This window comes from Litoribacter ruber, assembly GCF_018449405.1.
Lineage (GTDB): Bacteria > Bacteroidota > Bacteroidia > Cytophagales > Cyclobacteriaceae > Litoribacter > Litoribacter ruber.
The window spans coordinates 81,151-102,898 of sequence record NZ_JAHCMY010000003.1 but is presented as its reverse complement, the minus strand read 5'-3'; the positions used below and the strand labels follow the sequence as shown (position 1 = coordinate 102,898).

15 protein-coding genes are annotated in these 21,748 nt (G+C 45.7%); 4 read left to right on the top strand and 11 right to left on the bottom strand.

Features of this window, described 5'->3' with window-relative positions; genetic code table 11:
* Nucleotides 1-76: 76 nt before the first annotated feature.
* Nucleotides 77-2,272, bottom strand: coding sequence for a carbohydrate binding family 9 domain-containing protein (locus tag KI659_RS07500; protein WP_246535326.1), 2,196 nt, complete (start codon nt 2,270-2,272; stop codon nt 77-79).
* A gap of 359 nt (nt 2,273-2,631) precedes the next feature.
* Between KI659_RS07500 and purB the strand changes: the two genes are divergently transcribed.
* Nucleotides 2,632-3,975, top strand: coding sequence for an adenylosuccinate lyase (purB, locus tag KI659_RS07495; protein WP_213944735.1), 1,344 nt, complete (start codon nt 2,632-2,634; stop codon nt 3,973-3,975).
* A gap of 383 nt (nt 3,976-4,358) precedes the next feature.
* Entirely contained in the window at nt 4,359-5,924 is a 1,566-nt protein-coding gene (locus KI659_RS07490) for a SulP family inorganic anion transporter (protein WP_213944734.1), read from the top strand.
* Between the two features lie 5 nt (nt 5,925-5,929).
* Here KI659_RS07490 and ctlX read toward each other — a convergent pair whose 3' ends face one another.
* The 10 genes from ctlX to KI659_RS07440 form a co-directional block, all read right to left on the bottom strand.
* Entirely contained in the window at nt 5,930-6,859 is a 930-nt protein-coding gene (ctlX, locus tag KI659_RS07485; RefSeq protein ID WP_246535325.1) for a citrulline utilization hydrolase CtlX, read from the bottom strand.
* A gap of 56 nt (nt 6,860-6,915) precedes the next feature.
* The gene (locus KI659_RS07480; protein WP_213944733.1) at nt 6,916-7,845 is read right to left on the bottom strand and encodes a hypothetical protein; all 930 of its coding nucleotides are present in this window, start codon (nt 7,843-7,845) and stop codon (nt 6,916-6,918) included.
* Nucleotides 7,846-7,941: 96 nt separating this feature from the next.
* Nucleotides 7,942-8,499, bottom strand: a complete 558-nt coding sequence (locus tag KI659_RS07475) for a hypothetical protein (protein WP_213944732.1) — start codon at nt 8,497-8,499, stop codon at nt 7,942-7,944.
* A gap of 84 nt (nt 8,500-8,583) precedes the next feature.
* Nucleotides 8,584-9,522, bottom strand: coding sequence for a hypothetical protein (locus KI659_RS07470; protein ID WP_246535324.1), 939 nt, complete (start codon nt 9,520-9,522; stop codon nt 8,584-8,586).
* A gap of 198 nt (nt 9,523-9,720) precedes the next feature.
* Entirely contained in the window at nt 9,721-11,070 is a 1,350-nt protein-coding gene (locus tag KI659_RS07465) for a hypothetical protein (RefSeq protein ID WP_213944731.1), read from the bottom strand.
* A gap of 21 nt (nt 11,071-11,091) precedes the next feature.
* The gene (locus tag KI659_RS07460) at nt 11,092-13,848 is read right to left on the bottom strand and encodes a TonB-dependent receptor (RefSeq protein ID WP_246535323.1); all 2,757 of its coding nucleotides are present in this window, start codon (nt 13,846-13,848) and stop codon (nt 11,092-11,094) included.
* Between the two features lie 1,548 nt (nt 13,849-15,396).
* A complete protein-coding gene (locus tag KI659_RS07455) occupies nt 15,397-17,919 on the bottom strand; it encodes an ATP-dependent Clp protease ATP-binding subunit (protein ID WP_213944729.1) in 2,523 nt (840 codons plus the stop codon).
* Between the two features lie 66 nt (nt 17,920-17,985).
* Nucleotides 17,986-18,636, bottom strand: a complete 651-nt coding sequence (locus tag KI659_RS07450) for a WbqC family protein (RefSeq protein WP_213944728.1) — start codon at nt 18,634-18,636, stop codon at nt 17,986-17,988.
* Nucleotides 18,637-18,846: 210 nt separating this feature from the next.
* A complete protein-coding gene (locus KI659_RS07445) occupies nt 18,847-19,242 on the bottom strand; it encodes a type II toxin-antitoxin system HicB family antitoxin (RefSeq protein ID WP_213944727.1) in 396 nt (131 codons plus the stop codon).
* Nucleotides 19,243-19,457: 215 nt separating this feature from the next.
* On the bottom strand, nt 19,458-20,087 hold the full coding sequence (locus KI659_RS07440) for an L-threonylcarbamoyladenylate synthase (protein WP_213944726.1): 630 nt from the start codon (nt 20,085-20,087) through the stop codon (nt 19,458-19,460).
* 158 nt (nt 20,088-20,245) lie between these two features.
* On the opposite strand from KI659_RS07440, the gene mltG reads away from it, so the two are divergent.
* Both mltG and KI659_RS07430 read left to right on the top strand, forming a co-directional pair.
* Nucleotides 20,246-21,289, top strand: coding sequence for an endolytic transglycosylase MltG (gene mltG, locus KI659_RS07435; RefSeq protein WP_213944725.1), 1,044 nt, complete (start codon nt 20,246-20,248; stop codon nt 21,287-21,289).
* 3 nt (nt 21,290-21,292) lie between these two features.
* A complete protein-coding gene (locus KI659_RS07430; RefSeq protein ID WP_213944724.1) occupies nt 21,293-21,697 on the top strand; it encodes an acyl-CoA thioesterase in 405 nt (134 codons plus the stop codon).
* The last annotated feature ends 51 nt before the right edge of the window (nt 21,698-21,748 follow it).

The following is a 21,748-nucleotide window of genomic DNA, read 5'->3' as shown; positions in this document are numbered from 1 at the left end:
ATTCCTAATTTTCAATTCCCCTTTGTGCCCTCATTGTAACCCATTTTTTTCTTCGTGACCCATTTTTTCTCTCTATCTACAAATTCAACCAGTAAGTCAACTTCAGCACAACAGATCGGTTTTTGACCTGAAGATTGGGGAAGTAATCATCCCTATATACAATAAACAGATCCGAAACAGGCTTAAACCTCCACTGAAAACGGGTGTTGAGGTTGATATTATTAATCTGGTTGTTGTATTGGATAAAAGTACTGAGAAAAAGCTCATCGGTGAAGGAAATCTCAAACCTCGGCCCTACCAACCAGAGGTCTGCACTGTTATACGGTTCCGGCAGATTAATGCTGTTGAATTCGGCAAAAAGGGAAACTGACCCATAGGGTTGGGCCCTGTAGATGATCTCGTTTCGGAAATATGCCCTAGTCCCGTTATAAAAACCACCATAGTAAGTACTGGCGTAAAAGTTCAGTCGCTTTCTTACATCCGACACATAAGTCACCCCTGCCCGGGTGTATTGATGCGTAGTACCTTCCGAGAGTTGCTCCCCATCGGTACGGGTGGGGTCAAATGGGAAAAAGAGGTAAATAAATTCATTGTAAAGCCTGAAATTCAAATAGGCCGTATTCCTGAACTCCATCCGGTAATTGAAGGTAAACCTCTCGTCGGTTTTTAATCCAAAATTACTGTCTTTATATAGATCATAATAGACTTTGAATTTATGCACTTGAGCCGCAGTCCCCAAGGGGTAAATCCTAAACTCCGCACTGGGTTCCAATCTCCAGTACCCCACCCTCGGCACATAGCCTACTTCGGCATTGAAGTTTTCACCCACATACTCATGGTTCCAGGTGATTTCAAATCTCCTAGTATTGTATCTCAAATAACTCGCATGGGAATAGTCATCCCCACTTAGGTGCGGACTAAATGTCTTATGGACAAAAAATATCCCATTCCACCTATCGTTTGGAGAGGCCAAATTATAGTCGAGCCCGATGAGCCTGTTGTAATCTGGCAAGGATGTGCCTCCCTCCTGTCTGCTGGTCGTTTCCCGATTGACGAAAATTCCGGCAATATTGGATCGGGAGAACATTTTCTGCTGAAAGGTAGCCACGGTGAAGTTCTGCCCCGGGAATCCCACACCCTCCTCCCTGGCGGTCTGCATGTTCAGCAGCCCCAGCCGAAAGTTATCCCCAATCTTCCCATTCAGCCTCGCTCCGCCAATAATCCTATTTTCAGTAGTCCGCCCCAAGCTATCGGTAGCAATCCCGATCCTCCTTGAAAAAAATGGCCGGATGGAAGTAAAACCGAAATCAGAGAACAAATCAGCATTTTCCAGAAAGAACTGCCTCCTTTCGGGAAAATAAATCTCAAACCTGTCCAAATTGGTCTGTTGCTGGTCTACCTCCACGGTGGAAAAATCAGGGTTTAGGGTCAGGTCCAGGTTAAGGGCAGGGGTTACCGCTATTTTAGCATCCAAGCCGGCTGCCGCCCCTTGCTCCGAGGGGGTACCGGCTTCATGGTTTTTCATGGTGTTACCTGCCACATAGGGAATGACCGAAATATTGGGTCCTCGACTTCTCAAAGGGTTTTCCCACAGCATATAGCCGGTAAAGGCTAAATTGATCAGGTTTTGGTGGATGGGAGCCGGCGTCCAACTGGAGGCCTGGAAATTCTTCCGGTCATTCCGGATAAAATTTATCCTCCAATAATCTGTACCCTCATTAAACCTAAGGGTTTTAAAGGGAATGGCAATTTCGACCTCCCAATAGTCATCATATACCTGCACCGCAGAAGTCCACCGGTTGTCCCACACTTCCTGAAGATTATCGCCATTGGTCACCAAAGCTTCAAGCTGGATATTCAAAGGATTCACAGCAAAAAAGAAACCGTTGGCCCCATCATCATAGGGGCCAAGAAGAACCCCAAAGGCATCATTTTCAAAAAAATCATAGTCTCGCTGCAGGGAAGAAATGATATGCGGACTCTCTGTGGTATCGTGGATCCTGGCTCCTATATATAGGTTTCGCTGGTCATACATGATTTTGACTTCAGTTTCCTCTGCAGGCGGGTCCCCTTCGTCAGGGAATTGCTGGATAAAGCCGGTAACTTTCTTGGCCCTGCCCCAAGCTCCCTCATCCAATCGTCCATCAATTTTGATGTCCTCATCGATCTCAAAAATCTCCACCTCAAATTCATACCCATCCGGATCCGTCTGCCCCCTGGCCTGAAGGCTTAGAAAAAATAGAAAAAACATGATAATAGTTACTCTATACATAAAAAATTCATTCACCCTTTAATAAAACATCTCAGAGTGCAGATGTTTTCACAAGTACGAAATACGAAGGACCAAGGACGACAAGACGATTAATAAAAAACCGCAGAGGCACAGAGGTCCCAGAGAAAAAGTGTCGAGGGTATAAAGAAAGTGCCTAATTTTACTTTGTGCGACTTAATTAAAACTTTGAGAGACTTTGTGACCGAATTTTGCCCCCTTCTGTGAAATCCGTGTAATCTGTGTTTTTTTTCACCCCCGCCCCCTATGCGCTAGTTCTTTTTAACTTAGTTCAACTTTGTGCCCCATTTCTATCCTTTTGATTTAACTTTGTACTGTCAATAACCAATCAAGCTAAACTCATGACTTTAAATACGCTGACTGCAGTCTCTTCCATCGATGGTAGGTATGGGAGCAAAACAGAATCTCTCCGCGATTACTTTTCCGAATTTGCCCTGATCAAATATAGGGTCCACGTGGAAGTGGAATATTTTATCGCATTGTGTGAAATGCCCGTTCCACAACTTGAAAAAGTGGACTCCTCTCTTTTCGGTAAGCTGCGCAAAATCGCTGCCGATTTCAATGAGGAGGACGCTCAGAACATCAAAGAAATTGAAAAGACCACCAACCACGATGTGAAAGCCGTGGAGTATTTCCTAAAGGAAAAATTTGACCGGCTGGGTCTGGAGCAGTATAAGGAATTCATACATTTTGGCTTGACCTCCCAAGACATCAACAATACCTCCACGCCTCTGATGATGAAAGAAGGCTTGGAAAAAGTCATCCTACCAACCTTTGATGAAGTATTGGCCGGGATAAAAAAGATGGCCACGGACTGGAAAGATATTTCCCTTCTGGCTAAAACGCACGGTCAGCCGGCCTCTCCTACCAAGCTTGGCAAGGAAATGCTTGTATTTGCCAACAGGTTGGAAAAGCAACTGGAACTATTGAAGCAGGTTCCGTATTCTGCCAAATTCGGTGGGGCTACCGGCAATATGAATGCCCACTACATCGCTTATCCAGAAAATGACTGGCACGGATTTGCCGAAAATTTCGTAAGCAAATACCTCGGCCTGGAAAGGAGTTTCCCTACCACACAGATCGAGCATTATGACAACCTGGCCGCTCAATTTGATGCCCTGAAACGCATCAACACCATCCTGCTTGATTTCTCCAAAGACATCTGGCAATATGTGGCCATGAATTACTTCAAGCAAAAGATCAAGGCAGGTGAAGTGGGCTCATCGGCCATGCCCCATAAGGTCAATCCGATCGACTTTGAAAATGCAGAAGGAAACCTTGGAATTGCTAACGCCTTATTGGAGCACCTGGCAGCCAAACTTCCCATCAGCCGATTGCAGAGAGACCTTACCGACAGCACGGTTTTAAGAATCATCGGTGTACCATTGGCGCATATGCTTATTTCTTTCGAGTCTTTGAAAAAGGGAATGGGAAAACTGGAGTTGAATCAAGCAGCGATAGATGCGGACTTGGAAGACAATTGGGCAGTGGTGGCGGAAGCCATTCAGACCATCTTGAGGAGAGAAGCCTATCCAAAGCCATATGAAGCCCTCAAAGAACTTACTCGTACCAATTCCAAAATCACTGAAAGCTCTATAAAGGAATTCATCACCACCCTCAATGTAAGCGATGAAATCAAAGAGGAACTTCAACAAATCACGCCGTTCAACTACACCGGCAAATAACCTTTAAAGGCCTCCCGACAAACCGGAAGGCCTTTTTTTCTCACAAAACCGTCTTCTCCCATCTCCCGTCTTTTTCGTCGAAGTGGCTGTATGTTCTTCGCACTTCAAATTTCGTACTTCATACTTACTTAGAAACTTAGTGTCCTTGGTGACCAATTTTTAAGTTTTCCGTATCCTGTCTTCCGTCCTCCGTCTCCAAATAAATTCCCCCTAAACCCCACCAAACTTTCAATAATTATTCTATTTTTACAGGAGATCCACAAAGAATCAATCAAATGGACTACCCAATTAAAACACTGCTGTTTTAACCACCACCCTTCTGGACTTTTTGCAGGTCTGACAACTTACCTGCGCCCATCTTTACCCATTTCAACCTTCTGATCATGAATAAAGCAACGAAATTCAGCTTGTTTTCAAACCTGGCATCTGACCTACCGGCTGGGCTGGTAGTCTTCTTGGTAGCGCTGCCCCTCTGCCTGGGCATTGCACTCTCCTCAGGCGCGCCCCTGTTTTCCGGTATTATTGCCGGCATTGTGGGCGGCATTGTGGTCGGCTTTCTTTCTGGCTCAAACACTTCCGTTTCTGGACCGGCCGCAGGACTCACCGTGATCGTACTCAATGCCATCACCGAGCTGCAGGTTTTTGAACTTTTCCTCACGGCTGTCTTCCTGGCCGGAGCCATGCAGATTGCCTTGGGGTACTTGAAAGCTGGTATCATCGGGTATTATTTCCCTACTTCTGTAATCAAAGGAATGCTGGCTGGGATTGGCATTATCCTTATCATCAAACAGATCCCCTATGCTTTTGGAGTCAATACCACCTCTGACCTAGCGGCCTTTATTCCTTTTGTGAATGATTTCAAAGCCGTAGAGGATCTGGGGAATTTGACCCATGAACTTTCCTATGGTGCGCTGATCATCACCATCGTTTCCATGGCCATCATGTTGTTGTGGGAAAGACCTTTTGTCAAAAAAAACAAAGTGCTGACCTACATCCCCGGCCCCCTGCTGGTGGTGTTGGCTGGAGTGGGAATCAATAAATTCTTCAAGTTCTTTGTACCTCAGCTTTATATTGATACCCAAAAAGTCAAACTTCCGGCCATATCCGGTATCGAGGGTTTCTTTGCCGAACTGACAACTTTCGACTTATCTGGCTTTTTTATGCCCCAAGTGTGGGTCATTGCCTTTACCATAGCCATTATTGCCAGCTTGGAATCCCTGCTCAGCTTGGAGGCTGCCGATAAAATCGACCCTTACAAAAGGATCTCCCCCCCAAACCGCGAGCTAATCGCCCAGGGCACCGGAAACATGATCAATGGCCTGATTGGAGGCCTACCACTCACCGCGGTTATCGTAAGGAGTTCGGCCAACATAACTGCCGGCAACAAAACGAAAGCTTCGGCCATCTTCCATGGCATACTCTTACTCGTCAGCGCTATGATGATCCCCATGCTACTAAACTTGATCCCATTGGCCAGTTTGGCGGCTATCCTGCTTTTGATCGGTTACAAACTGACCAAGATTTCCCTTTTTAAGATTCAATACAAGCTTGGCCTAGACCAGTTTCTGCCCTTTATTGTGACCATAGTCGGGATTGTGTTTACAGACCTGCTCAAAGGTATCGGTTTGGGCATGGCTGTGGCGATTGTCTATATCATCATGCGGAATTTCAAAAACAGCTATTTCTTTAAATCCCAGCCGGGTGAAAACCCCGCCATCATTCACATCATGCTTGCTGAAGAGGTAAGTTTTCTGAATAAAGGCGCTTTAATCAAAGCCTTGGATGGAATTGAGAATGGCAAGCAGGTAATCATTGACGGGAGCAATTCCAAATCAATCGACTACGATGTGCTTGAGGTGATTGAAAACTTCCGCATCAATGCTGAAAAACGAAACATCACAGTCACAACCATTAAGGTGCCGAGGGTGCTGATCGGAAGCCTGCATTAATGATTTTATCTATTCAAGAAAATCTCGGCAATCATGCACCTGGCACTTCCCCCACCGAGCTTTTCAAGGGTGGGGATGTCAAAAATGATAAGCTCCGTATATTTCTCCAACAACTGTTTTTGCCCCTTCTTGAGGCTGTCAAAAGCCGATTGGGATAATATTGTGAAGTGCTGCCCATCCGCATTGCTTAACTCGAGCATATTGCCGGCAAAGGCAAACTTTTGGTGCACACTGATCGGAAGGACCAGCTTGCCCGATTGCTGGAGCTTCTCTTTGATCCTCATGGCTACACTGGGCTGGTCAATACAATCCAGACATACTACGGCCACTTTACTGCCCACATGCATCATGACATTGGTATGGTAAATCGGGACTTTCCTGTCTCCATGCCGTTGGGAGGCGGAAAAACTCACTACTTCAAACCCCAACATATCACCCAAATAACTCAACGGCAAGGGATGCGTACGGTCTGACAAACAGGCGTAGATCACCTTATTTTCCCGATCCAACACCATGCTGCCTGTTCCTTCCAGAAACTGTCCATCATTTTCAAAGAAGCTGAGGTCAATGATTTCCTCCACTTTATACCCCCTGGCACTCAGCATTTCAATAATATCAACCCGCCTTTCCAATCTCCGCATGAGCGAGGCCATTGGGTATAGGAGTACTTTGCCATCGGCATGGGTGGAAAACCAATTGTTGGGAAACACCGCATCGGTAGTCAAAGGCTCCAGTTTATCCTCCACCACCATTACCTGGATTCCTTTCTGCTGAAGTTTCGCAACGCTGCAGTCAAATTCCAGCAGTGCTTTGCATTGTATATTCCTTGCCGGCCGGTCATCCCGCTTTTGATAAATGTTGGAATCCTCCGTTTCTGGATTGAAACCAAAAGCAGCAGGACGAACCATCAATACAGCGGATGTGATTTGGGGCATAGGGAGCTTGTCGAATTTGAGACTTCGAATTAAGGCAATAGGATCTAGACAGCCAACTATTTGCCTGAGGACTTGCGGGAATATTTATAGAGAATAGGGTCTATTCGGAAACTTTTTTCACTCAGGGTGTAATATGCGCCGGCATCAGGGGTAAAGGCTATCGCCTCTCCTTGCGGTTCTGGCTTATAGGGCAACTGAGTTGCTTTGCGGGCAAGGGCCTCTTCTAGGGTTTCACCTTCCTGCCTTACCCAGTAGTACACCACCCAATAGTTCTTGATGAGAATTTCCTTGCCGTCTGCTGATATATCTCCACCTGTGGACAGCGTGATCGGCAATTCCATTACCTTTTCCAACACTATTGGATCTGGGCCGAGTTTTTCGTAGGGGGCTTTGTAAAGGATATTACTTGAGTCTCGTTTGGAAAGCAAATACAGGTCACCATTCCAGGGATCCACCATCATCGTTTCGGAATCCTTGGGGCCGTCGGGGTAAGAAAAGGTAAAGGTTTCCGGCTTCACGGTCAGCCTTTCCTGGATTTCTGCAGGTTCTGGAAACCTGTGCACCTGGATACTCTTAAATTCAGAAACGTTATCCCCTATTGCACCTACATAGATATAATTCACCCCTTCTTCAGGCCCTGGACCTATGGCAATATCTTCCCAATCCCGGTTTTTAACCCCCTCTAGGCGAATCATGCCTAGGTGGCGCCCAAGGGAATCGATCATATGCACATCAGGTTTACCTCCACGGTCATTATGGGAATAGAGCAAGCCAGGATGGATCCGGGACACTGCCAACCCGCTGGCCTCTGCGAGCATTTTGGAGTCCACTTCCCCCACCTTTTCCCCGGTAGTGAAGATTGAATCCTCTACCAAAGGATTGAGCCGCACGTCAAAGCGCTGCTGCACCTTTTCTGATAAGACAAAAGGGACCAGCGAAAACAAAAAGAAAAGCTTAAGAATAAGGTCCGTGATAAACAGTTTCATATTTTCCCATTATGCAAAATCAACGCCACCTTTATAAGTCTAGTTTCCACCTCAGAGATTAAAAAACGTTAATAGTCACGGGATTAGAACCAACAACTATTCAAACTTCCAGGCTAAGGATAGACTATTTATGCGATAAAATTGCTCCCCATCAAAACTGTACTTCACCACGAAAGGCAGATTTCCCGGCAGGTAATAGCCCACAGTCAGGTTGAGCATCAAAATACGCCCTGAAATCAGGCGGCTGGGATCCTCCAGCTCATTCGTTTCCAGATTGTTGGCGCCAAAGTAATGCTTTGCCCCAATGCCCGCATAGAAAAGGTGCCTTTCCAAAACCAAAAGGTCTTTTTGAAAACCCACCCCACCCCATACTGGCGCCAGAAACCACATCGAGCGGCAATTGGCATCACACCCCATGGTCTTGTCCACCCCAAACTGAAGCCTGGCATTGAGGTCACTTTTGCGAAGCAAAGGAAAATTTCCCTCCCCATACATCCCAAAGGATTCATTGTAAGTACCTCTCCAAGTATTATTGATATAGGAGGCCTTGGTCCCTATCATAAATGAAGGCCCGGATTTCTCCTGGCCAAAACTGATATGCGCTATAAAAAAGAAGATAAAACCAGCCAAGCTTGCTCCTTTGGGAATATTCATTTCAAATTTTTCAAATCCGAATGTAATATTAGAGAAAACTTTCCTGCTTCTAAAATCTAATTTCGTTTCTATCGAAAGAGCAATCTACCTAGGATAATGGTAAAGTACGGGCACAATACCGTTGCTGAATTCGCTTAGCGTGAAATATCCGCCATCCAAATCAAAGCAAACAGCCTCCCCTTGTGGTTCCACGGGATTATAGGGGGCAAGTTTGGGCGTTCGGGCGAGCATTTTGGCAAAGCTCTCTCCTTCATTCCGTTGCCAATAAAATATCCTTGCGTCGTCCTTGATGAGCACTTCATTTCCATCTACCGACACCGTACCAGCCAAAGCCCGTGTAAACCCCAAATTGCCCACGTGGGTGAGGGTCATGAGCTCATCCACCGGCTGGGGGTACGGGGCCACAAAAACCATAGACCTGAAATCCCGCTTGGTGGCGATGTAGATATCCTTGGTGACCGGATCCACCATCAAGGCTTCTGCATCATGGCTCTTGTCGGGATACCTGTACTCAATGGTATCAAAATCCCACTCCAAGGCAACTACCTCTCCTCTGTGCGCTTCCTCAAATAGAGGCTCCTCAAATCGGTAGATCTTGTAAGTAGAAAAAGCCTGTCGGTTATCTCCGATTTCGCCCAAATAGATGTAATCAACTCCATCCTGAGGCCCAGGACCTATTTCCATATCCTCCCAGTCTCGGTTGAAGATCCCCGGGATTCTATAGGCAGCGACGGTCTCTGCGGTATTGGCATCAAGCAAGAAAATCAAATTATCATTCCCGCTGTCCTGATGGGTCCAAATGTAACCGGGATTTTTCCTACTGTAAGCCAATCCTGAAGCTTCCGTCAAGGTAGACATCCCTTTGGCAATGCCTTCATCCACAAAAAAGGAAACCCGCTCCAACTCATTCAATGAATATTCCGACTGGAAGGGCTCCCACTGCTCCCATTCATCCAGCTGCGGCTCGGGAGACCGTATGCAAAATTGCAAAAAGACTAAGAATACTAATGAAAACTTTTTCATGATTTAAAAAAAGAGGCCCTATGCACATAGAACCCCTTTTCATTTAAAATTGATTTGATATGTATATCCGCAAGCATCAGTTAACCTTTAAACTGCCAGAATCTTGGTCTGACTCTAGGATGCAGTTATCTTCGGCCTTCCGTCCTGCCAGCCAAAGAAAAATAGGATTTTGGCATCATTGCGAATAATCACAAAATATTAATTTCCCTGACCAAAGGCACCAAAGAATTCAGCCGGACGAGGAGTTTCGTAAGTTTTTCCATTCACTTCATAAGAAGCGTATCTTGGTTCAAAACCGGTGTAAGCACCTGTCAATGCTGGAGAACCAGCCTGAAGTCTGAAATCAGCATTTCCAAGTGGAGCAGTAGAGCTTCCTTCTCTGGCAGCCTCGATGTTGAAACCTTGACCAAGTTGGTAATTTACGAACATTGGATCGTTTTCAGCTACACCACCAGCTACATCAGATGCAGGGATTGCCTGTCCGCCTTCTCTACCGATAGTACCATTTGAAGGGTAAAACTCTTCTACAATGATTTCCTCATCACCATAGTAAAACTGATGTCCAAATGTGATGTTAGCCATGTCAGGCTGATTATCCGGTGGAACCATTCTCAAACCGTATCTAGAATTTACTACCAAGTTGTTGAAAGACAAACCTCTTGCTCCGTTTTCGAAGTTCAATGATCCCCCTCTACCAGACTGCGCTCTTCTCCAGCCAGAATTAACGATGGTATTGTTATAGTAATAGTTGTCAGCCTGAGGCTCTCTACCTTTAGAGTTTGCTACCTTCAATCCATTGGTTGCTACGCCGTACATCAAGTTGAAGCAGAAGTCACCTACTGTGCCAGACTTAGCATTCATGGCTTCTCCACCAGTCTCACCGTTCAATTCGAAGATACTGTGTGCGATCAAGGTTTTAGCACCGTTCAATCTGATTGCATCATCCTTGGAGAATGCAATTCTGGTGTGCCATAGGATAAGGTTTGATGTCAACCCGTCATCCTGCATATAAATAGCGTAACGAGGCTCTCCCTCATCAATTTCTCCTTCTTGTACAATCGGATTGTGGGCCTCGCCAGGAGCTCCCGAAAATTCAATATCTGTGTATTCAAACACCAAGTCTTGTACTGTTTCGGTTGTGGAAATACCACCCCAAAGACCTGCAAAATGATTGGCAGGAACCCTTTTATCTTCAGCCACGGTGATTCTGACGCGGTTGCTTTCGGTACCGTAAGAATAAAGGCTACCTCTTACCACGATTTCAGGACTGCTACCTTGACGGCCATCACCATCCATGATCACAGTGACACCTTCCTCAAGGGTTAGGCTTTCGCCTTCAGGGATGACAATGTCCCCAGTTACAATGTAGGTTTCATTAGCAGCCCAAACACCGCTTACCTCACCGAACATGTTGTCCTGTGTAGGCTCTACACTTTGATCCTGATCATCTTCCACAGGATCGACTACTGGGTTTTGCTCATCACTACAGGCTATTGCGCCAGCAAGGAGAGCTCCCATCATCCAAAATTTCAAAATTGACTTTTTCATTAGGTATTAGTTATAAATTGGTTATTGATTCAATCTAAAGCGAAGTCCCAGTCTGTAGGATTGGCCGAAGCGATCACTCCTTACTACTGTTTCATTCACGTTGTTCTGATATGGAAATACCGCGTCCTCTCGAGCCAATGGGCTTTTCACAAAAAGCTCATAAGGGGTGTCCAGGATATTGTTGACCCTCACAAATACAGTAAGTGACTTGCCGATATTCTTGTCTACCGAAAGGTCCAGCTGGGTAATTGGCCTCGACCAGTGGTCATTATTAAGGAATGGGGATACAAACTCAATCCTTTCTCCCGTGTAGACTGCTGATATTTGAGCATCCAGACCCAAAACCTGGTCCTTGTACATCAAGCTCAGGTTTCCTATATGGTCAGCCTGCCCTTGTAGCGGTCTGGTTTGGTCTACGCTCACCTGTACGAGCTGGGAAGAAGGGTCATCAGGATTTTCCCTTCTTCGCTCGATCTTGCTGGTGGTTATTCTAGAATTGGTATAGGTGTAGTTGAACCTGATACCTATTTTATTATAGTACTTGATAAAGTCTGCCTCAAGACCCCAATTGACCGCGTTTCCAAAATTGGTAGGCTGAAGGGAAAGTGGTCCGGTGAAAATATTGGTTCTAGCCAAGGTGTATTCGATAGGGTCTCTTAAGTCCTTCACAAAGGCACCTACCAAAACTTGCTCCGAAAGGGTTGGGAAAAACTCATACCTAACGTCGTAATTGTGGGCTCTTACCCTTTGCAGGTTTGGATTACCCCGCTCATCAAAGCCATCTTCTTCAGCCATTCTATAAGGAACAATCTCATGAAAACCAGGTCTGGACAGGGCTTTATAATAAGATCCCCGAAGATTCATTTTACTGTTTAAGCGATGCTTGAAAGAAACCGAGGGCAATACATCAATATAAGTCTGGCTGCTATCTGGGTTCACACTTTGAGAGGCTACAGCCAAGGTATAACCCTGATCGGTATGCTCCACTCTCACCCCTGCATTGATCTCCGTATTGAATACATCCCATTTGGTATTGATATATCCTGCGGCGATTTTTTCATAGGAGTCAAAATTCAAAGGATCAGAAGTATTGCCTCGCGGATTGAGCAGGGCCCAACTTACATCCTCAAAGGTATCCCAGTGAACGCCCTCTACCTGAAAAGCAGGACTGGTGGGATCAAAGATATATCGGTTGAAAAAACTGTTTCTATCCTTATCCCTGTACATACCTCCAAATTGGATACGCGTTTCATCATTGATAATCCCTGGGGCATAGCTGAAATTCAAGAAAGCGGTAAGGTCCCTGTCGGTATTGTTAAGCCACTGCCTGAAATTCCTTCTTTCAATGTTCTGGGGCTGGAATTCAAAATCTCTCATTTCCCCATTTCTTTTGAAAATCCCATCATCGGGACTTTCACTGGCTGCCAAGCTGTAGACGCCTGACCAGTCCATGGTAAACCTTCCCCTGGAACCAAAGGAGTGCTCTCCCCCCAAAGTTGAAGTCTGGATATTTTGATATCTGGAGGTAAATCGGGTAATGTGGGTCAATATTCCGGTGCCGCCTAGGTAATTGTAATTCCTGCCGTCCACATCCGTATCCAACATCTCTCTGACTCTGAAGTCATTCAAGAAATAATTACCTGCATATACATACAGTTTGTGCTGGGGGTTAAAAACATAGTCCACCTTACTGTGAAACGCGGCTCTTTGCTGCTGAGTAGAGGAGACTCTCTCCTGGAGCCTAGTCAAAGTAGGCCTTCCTGATCCAAAATTGTCCACATCAGCTCTGTACCAGTTGCTGTCCGATCCTCTGTAGCTGTTTTGGAAACTTCCACCCAGCATTACGCCAAGCCTATCATTTAAAAATCTGTCTCCATAAGTAAGGCTTCCCAAGATATCCGGCATAGGTGTCTTGTTTCTAAGCATCATATTGGAGGTGGTAAAATCCCCCATGCTAGCAGCGTAATCAGCTCCGAACTGCTGATAAGGGGAGTTCATATTTAGGTCTGACCTATCATAATGGTAGAAGCCTCTATCTAAATTAATTTGGTTATAGCCCAACTGTATATCCCCTTCCAGCATAAATTCCTCCGGAGCATCCTTCATCACCATATTTACAGCACCTCCAATGGCATCACCTTCCATCATGGGTGTTAGGGATTTAGATACCTCCAGCCTTTCCAAAAGCTGGGCGGGAAAGATATCCAGAGGGATAAACCGGTTTTGATTATCCGGGGAAGGTATTTTCACCCCATTTACCAAGGTATAGTTATACCGCTTGTCCATACCTCTCACGATGGCGTGCTGTGGATCACCGCTGGCATTCCTCTCTACCGAAAGACCTGACACACGCTGAACAATATTTGCAACAGTAATGTCAGGTGAAAGCTCAATTGCTTTTTTGGAGATCACATTGATGGTGTTGGCAGCATTTCGCTCGAGTGTACGGGCCTGCATTTCTGAACCTTTTATCGCACTGCCACTTACCACCACCTCGGCAAGGTCATTATTGTCAAGAGCCATCAGGAAATCCCGTTTCATATTTTGGCCATTGACTGAAAAAGTCTCTCTGATTTTTTGATATCCCACAAAGGAAACCTCAACCTCATAAGTCCCCTCCGGCAGATTTCTCACCGAATAAGAACCATCTAAACCAACTATTGCATAATAACTGGTACCCACTAACTGAACCGTCGCCCCGATTAGCGGCTCCTGCGTTTCTTTATCCGTTACGAACCCGGAAATATTGGCGGCCTGCACAGCAAATGAGAACGCCATTAAAATTGTACTGAGTATGAACCTTGCTTTCATACCCCAAAGGTGAACATAGCATGTTACTCTATATTTTCCCTATTATAAACTAAAAATTACCATTCCCCCTACCTGTATTATTCAAAAGTTAACATAAAGACCACCCATCCTGTATCCATCTAGGAATCAGAGAACTGGACGGTAACATGCCAACTTCTTCGTACTTCGTATTACGTATTTCTAACTGACGCTTGAGTACCAGGTACCAAGTACAACGTACCAAGTAGCCGCGGCGAAGGTGTACGAGCCTCTTTTTTGTTGCGCAAAAAAATGCGGTATCGCTTTACTTTCTGTCTTCAGGTAGCCACTATGGCGTGAAGGCGCGAAGAGAAAAAACTTAGCGCCTTCGAGCCTTTGTGGCCCACAAAAGCCCTCAAAAAAACCACTGATTTCTCGGATTTCACAGAGTATAACCACTATGGCGTGAAGCCGCAAAGAGAAAAAACTTAGCGCCTTCGAGCCTTTGTGGCCCAAAAAAGCCCTCAAAAAAACCACTGATTTCTCGGATTTCACAGAGTATAACCACTATGGCGTGAAGCCGCAAAGAGAAAAAACTTCGCGTCTTCGAGCCTTTGTGGCCCAAAAAAGCCCTCTGAAGAAATACAGATTTCTCGGATTTCACAGAGTATAACCACTATGGCGTGAAGCCGCAAAGAGAAAAAACTTCGCGTCTTCGAGCCTTTGTGGCCCAAAAAAGCCCTCTAAAAAACCACAGATTTCTCGGATTTCACAGAGTATTACCACTATGGCGTGAAGGCGCGAAGAGAAAAAACTTAGCGCCTTCGAGCCTTTGTGGCCCAAAACAGCCCTCTAAAAAAACACAGATTTCTCGGATTTCACAGAGTATTACCACTATGGCGTGAAGGCGCGAAGAGAAAAAACTTAGCGTCTTCGAGCCTTTGTGGCCCAAAAAAGCCCTCTAAAAAACCACAGATTTCTCGGATTTCACAGAGTATTACCACTATGGCGTGAAGGCGCGAAGAGAAAAAACTTAGCGTCTTCGAGCCTTTGTGGCCCAAAAAAGCCCTCTAAAAAACCACAGATTTCTCGGATTTCACAGAGTATTACCACTATGGCGTGAAGGCGCGAAGAGAAAAAACTTAGCGTCTTCGAGCCTTTGTGGCCCAAAAAAGCCCTCTAAAAAACCACAGATTTCTCGGATTTCACAGAGTATTACCACTATGGCGTGAAGGCGCGAAGAGAAAAAACTTAGCGTCTTCGAGCCTTTGTGGCCCAAAAAAGCCCTCTAAAAAACCACTGATTTCTCGGATTTCACAGAGTATAGCCACTGTGGCGTGAAGCCGCAAAGAGAAAAAACTTAGCGTCTTCGAGCCTTTGTGGCCCAAAAAACCGCTATAAAAAACCACTCCGTTCTCGGATTTCACAGAGTATCGCCACTGTGGCGTGAAGCCGCAAAGAGAAAAAACTTAGCGTCTTCGAGTCTTTGTGGCAAAAAAAAATCCTCCCCAGCCTACGCCAGAGAGGATCCAAACAATCAATCAATCTATGAACTTATTAGTCAGCTTTTTCCTGCTTGGTAACCTTGATGCTGAGCTCATCGCCCTCACCTGGATAATCAGCTACGATCACATCACCCTCTGATAGCTCACCTTTGAGGATTTCCTCGGCGATGGCATCTTCCAGGTATTTCTGAATCGCACGGTTCAATGGTCTTGCACCATATTGCTGATCATATCCTTTGTCGGACAAGAAATCCTTAGCCTTGTCGGTCAGTTCAATCTTGTAACCCAGATCTGTGATACGCTTGAACAGTTTGGCCAAACTGATATCAATGATCTCATGGATATGCTCCTTGGTCAGCGAGTTGAACACCACCACATCATCCAACCTGTTCAAGAACTCCGGACTGAATGCTTTCTTCAACGCACTTTGGATGGTTGACTTCATCACGTCATCCTGGTTGTCCAATTTAGCCTTGGAGGCAAAACCGATTCCCGAACCAAAGTCCTTCAAATCTCTCACCCCAATATTGGAAGTCATGATGATAATGGTGTTTCTGAAATCCACCCTTCTGCCCAAACCATCTGTCAAGATACCGTCATCCAGTACCTGCAGCAACAAGTTGAATACATCAGGGTGAGCTTTTTCAATCTCATCCAAGAGTACTACAGAATAAGGCTTTCTTCTGACTTTCTCAGTCAACTGACCACCTTCTTCATATCCTACATAACCTGGAGGCGCTCCCACTAGTCTGGACACACTGAATTTCTCCATGTATTCCGACATATCAATTCTGATCAGGGAATCCTCCTTGTCAAAGAGGTAAGTTGCCAACATTTTGGCCAACTCCGTTTTACCAACACCTGTTGGACCTAAGAAGATAAAGCTACCAATTGGTTTCTTAGGATCTTTCAATCCCACTCGGGTTCTCTGGATAGCTTTGGTCAATTTCTTGATCGCATCATCCTGGCCCACTACCTTGCCTCTCAACTCCTGGCCCATGTTCAGCAACTTGGCACCTTCGTTTTGGGCAATTCGCTTAGCAGGGATTCCGGTCATCATCGCGATTACCTCGGCCACGTTTTCCTCTTCCACGGTATAGCGCTTCGTCTTGCTTTCCTCTTCCCACTTGGCTTTTGCTCTGTCTAGTTGCTCAAGAAGCTTCTTCTCACGGTCTCTCAACTGGGCAGCCTCTTCGTACTTCTGACTTTTAACCACCCTGTTTTTCTCTACCTTGATATCTTCCACTTCATTTTCCAACTTGATGATTTCATCAGGCACGTGGATATTGTTGATATGAACCCTTGCACCGGCCTCATCGAGGATATCGATGGCCTTATCCGGCAGGAATCTATCGGAAATGTATCTATCTGAAAGATTCACACATGCCTCTATCGCCTCAGGGGTATAGTTTACATTGTGGTGATCTTCATATTTGTCTTTGATGTTGTTAAGGATCTGAACCGTTTCCTCAGGGGAAGTGGCATCAACCATCACCATCTGGAACCTTCTGGCCAAAGCACCATCCTTTTCGATATACTGTCTGTATTCGTCCAGGGTAGTAGCTCCTATACATTGGATTTCACCCCTAGCCAAAGCTGGTTTGAACATGTTGCTCGCATCTAGCGAACCGCTTGCCCCACCGGCCCCAACAATCGTGTGAAGCTCATCAATGAACAGGATCACATTTGGGGATTTTTCAAGCTCGTTCATCACGGCTTTCATTCTTTCCTCAAACTGACCACGGTATTTGGTACCGGCTACCAGAGAGGCCAGGTCCAAAGTCACCACGCGCTTGTTGAAAAGCACACGGGATACTTTTTTCTGGATAATCCTCAAGGCTAGGCCTTCCGCGATGGCGGTTTTACCCACACCAGGTTCACCGATCAGGATAGGGTTGTTTTTCTTCCTTCTGGAAAGAATCTGCGCTACCCTTTCGATTTCTTTTTCCCTACCGATGATAGGGTCTAGCTTGTCCTCTTCGGCCATCTTGGTAAGGTCGCGCCCGAAGTTGTCCAAAACCGGGGTTCTGGATTTTTCAGCGCTGCCTTTGGATGATCCTGCGGAGCTGCTTGATCCAAACAACTTGCTGCCTTCCTCATCTGGGTCGTCAGCTTCGGCTCTGGATCGCGGGTTTTGGTCGGATTGGTATTCCAGCATTTCTTTTACGGCGTCATAGTTAGTATCAAATTTCTGCAATATCTGTGTGGCTATATTATCCTCATCCCTGAGGATAGAAAGCAGCAAATGCTCGGTACCAATCAATTGGCTTTTGAATATTTTTGCTTCCAAATAAGTGATTTTCAATACTTTTTCAGACTGCCTGGTAAGGGGGATGTTGGCCAGGTTCTTCACGTTGTGATTGGCCGTACCCTTCACCGCCCTCTCGATGGCGGTGCGAAGCTCGTCCAGTGGCACGCCGAGCTTCTTTAAGATGGAAACAGCAACACCTTCTCCTTCACGAATCATACCTAACAAGAGGTGTTCCGTACCTATGTAATCATGCCCTAACCGCAAAGCTTCCTCACGGCTCAGAGAGATCACCTCTTTGACTCTATTTGAAAATTTTGCTTCCATTAATATCCTTTCTTATAATGTTGTTTCTCTTGCTTCAATGTAATCTAATTTGACTTAAAAACACAATCATTCGGGGCTTTGTTCAATAGTTTTTTTCGACTGTGATATTATCCTTCCGGCTTGAGGGCCTTCGCAAAACAGCAAATCGATTACACTAAGGTTGGGAACAAAGTCTAAGCCAAAGAGCTGCATGTAAGGAACGGGGCGGTAAATACCCCTAACTTCGTAGGACTCTTTGGGCTGAATTACCCCTCGCAAATCCTGAAATATCACATTTGGCTGATATTCAGTACTTACGACTATTCTGACAGGATGTTGTAAAAATTTAAGACAAAGTGTCAGCAATTCAAGATTTAAGTCAAAAAGCCGAGTTGGCCTGCGTTCAAATACGCTTTCGTAATACGGAAAAAAATATTCAAAAAACGCTGCTTTACCATAAGCACTTTTTATGCCACGAAGGTGAATGTTGACCCACTTTTGTTCATAATCTATTTCTATTTCCCTAAAAGGCCTGCCTTTTCCACCTTTTACAGGTACCGAAAGGTGCTCCACCTTGTTGGCCAGTCTGATGGAGGCCCGGTTTCTATAGGTCTGCTTCTGGTAATTGTCATGCCCCTCGATCATCAGGGTCTCCTTTCCCTCTATCGCCGCAAAATACTCTATCGGAGGCAGGTATAATAGGTCTGTGATTACTGTACTGCCTTTATCAATCTTCATTATTCATCATTCATCATTCGATATGTTATCACTCTTGGTACCAGGTACCACGTACCAAGTACCACGTAAACTGACCCCCACTCTAAACTCCTAAACCATCCCGCCGCGCTCCAGCGCCGGGAAATAACCTCCTAAACCATCACCACCACAAGAAAAACCTTCCAGCCTAACAAATTTCCACGAGATCTGGATGGTTTAAATGGGGTCTTGTCACAGTTCAATAGCCAATAACTCCTTGCCTAATTTGTGAAGCCCTTCTTCAATTTTTTTCCTTTGGGCAGTTCTCGGCTTTTTCAGACCACTTGCATAGTGCTGAATTAGCTTCTGATTTATTCCCGTCACCTTTTCTATAGCCGCATTGGTAAATATACCTTTATAATAATTCAAAAGGCTTTCAACATCGTATTGAAATTCCAATTCAAAATCCCCTTTCAAGGCATCAGGAATATCATTAGGCTTATTCTCCTTCACTACGTCAATTGCATCCAAAATTGCGGCTTTGGCTGCATTGGGAGTATCTCCCACCCCAGTCACCCCCCAAACATCCGGCGCATAGGCTGCATAATGATCCTCCGCTCTTTCAATGACAATTTTAATAGATCTCATTGTTTTTAACTCAAATGCTTTCCACCTTTCACCTCTTACTTCCTCCCCCTCGGCTACGCTCGGGGACCGGTTATGCAACCAGAAAATGACCAGCTTTGACTCCGCTCAGCTAATCAAAGAACTCCCGCTCCATTATGCAACTTATTTTAACTTTGTGCCCATTGTGATCAATTTACCACGCTTTTAAACCCTTCTCCGCGAAGAAGGAACCTGCTTTAAACCACTTCATCCACATTCCCCAATCCTTCCCTTACGATCAGGATTTCGTCGCTGGTGCAGTCCAGGATGGTCGAGGCCACGTTGTTACCATAGCCGCCGTCGATTACTACATCCACCAGGTCCTTATATTTTTCATAAATCAATTCCGGGTCGGTGCTGTATTCGATCACCTCATCCTCATCCCTGATCGAGGTGGTCACGATGGGCTGCCCAAGTTCCTTCACCAAGGTTCTAGGAATGGAATGGTCCGGCACACGGATACCCACCGTTTTCTTTTTGCTGTTGAGCAATTTGGGCACATTATTATTGGCATTGAGGATAAATGTGAATGGACCCGGGAGGGCTTTTTTCATTACCTTAAATACAGGCGTGCTCACCGTACGAGTGTAGTCAGCAATATCGCTCAAGTCATAGCAAATGAAAGAAAAGTTCTGCTTCTGCGGCTTCACCCCTTTTATCTGGCAGACCTTTTCTATGGCCTTTTGGTTGAAAATATCACAGCCAATACCATAGACGGTATCCGTAGGGTAGATGATTACCCCGCCGTTTCGCAATACGTCGACGATGTGCTGTATTCTTCGGGGATCGGGGTTTTCCGGGTAGAGTTTGATAAATTCTGCAGGCATATGCTGATAGGTTAATGGCTGAAAAAGATTTATTAAAGATAAGTGATATAATTGAAAAAATGTTTAGCAGGGCCAAGAGCCAGTCCATTTTCCCTGCGCCTTTGTTCTTTTTTGACTACTTTTGAAAAAAATCATCCCTTCCTGCGTTAATATAGGATATGATCCCAGATAAAAAGACCAAACGATACCTGATTGCTGTCATTGCCGTCACCGTTTTGATGACCTCCATGACATTTTATTTCTACCAGGCTTTCTTCTCCCCCAATGCCCTGACCGACAAAGAGGAACCCGCCCTACTGAAAATTCCCAGAGGCGCCACTTTCAAAACCGTCTCCGACAGCCTGACCAAGAACGAAATCATCCACGATATTGTCACCTTCTCCTTTGTGGCAAAAGTGAGAGGATACCAGGATGATGTTAAACCCGGTCTCTACGAAATCAGACCCAAGATGAGTAACAAGGACCTGGTGGCCCTGCTTTCCTCCGGCCGGCAGACACCAGTGAGGCTTACTTTCAACAACATCAGAACCAAAGAAGACCTGGCCGAAAAGGTAACCCGAAACCTGGAAATGGATCAGGCGGAATTTAAAAGCCTCCTTACAGACAGCACCTATTACTCCAAATTCGATTTGAAAGAGGAAACGGTGATGAGCATTTTTATCCCAAACACCTACGAGGTTTATTGGAACGTGACCCCCGAAGGGCTTTTTGACAGGATGCACAAGGAGTATGAAAAATTCTGGAATGAGGAGAGGACAGCCAAACTCACCCAATTGAATCTGGACAGGAAGGAAGTGAGCACGTTGGCTTCCATTGTTCAGGCCGAAACCCAAATGTCGGATGAAAGGCCACGGGTGGCGGGTGTTTACCTCAACCGATTGAGGATGAACATGCCCCTTCAGGCCGACCCTACTTTGGTTTTTGCCCTGCAGGATTTCAGCATCAAGAGGGTCCTCAATGTGCACAAAGAAATCGACAGTCCGTACAACACCTATAAATACACCGGCCTGCCTCCAGGACCGATCAACCTGCCGGATATCAGCTCCATTGATGCCGTACTAGCAGCCGAGGACCATAAGTACATCTATTTTTGCGCCAAGGATGACTTCTCCGGATACCATGCCTTTGCCACCAACTACAACGAGCACCTGCAAAACGCCCGCCGTTACCAGCAGGCTTTAAACAGGGCCAAAATCTATTAATCCATGTTCACTACCGAAACCCAGGTAAGGGTAAGATATGCTGAGACAGACCAGATGGGGTATGTCTACTATGGAAATTATGCCGCCTACTATGAGGTGGGCAGGGTGGAAGCCATGCGTAACATCGGCTTTTCCTACAAAAAGCTGGAAGAACAGGGCATCATGATGCCTGCTTTGGAAAATTACAGCCGCTACTACAAACCGGGCAGATACGATGAACTGCTGACCATCAAAGTGGAGGTGAGGGAGATGCCCGGGGTGAGGATCCGCTTCGACTGCACCATCATCAACGAGGCCGGGGAGGTCATCAACGAGGGCTATACCCTGTTGACCTTCATCCGTACCGACAACCACCGCCCCTGCCGACCACCGAAAGACCTATTGGACTTGATGAGACCTTATTATTAAGGGTTTATGGTTTAAAGTTTAAGGCTTATGGGGATGATTTAGGGTTTAGAA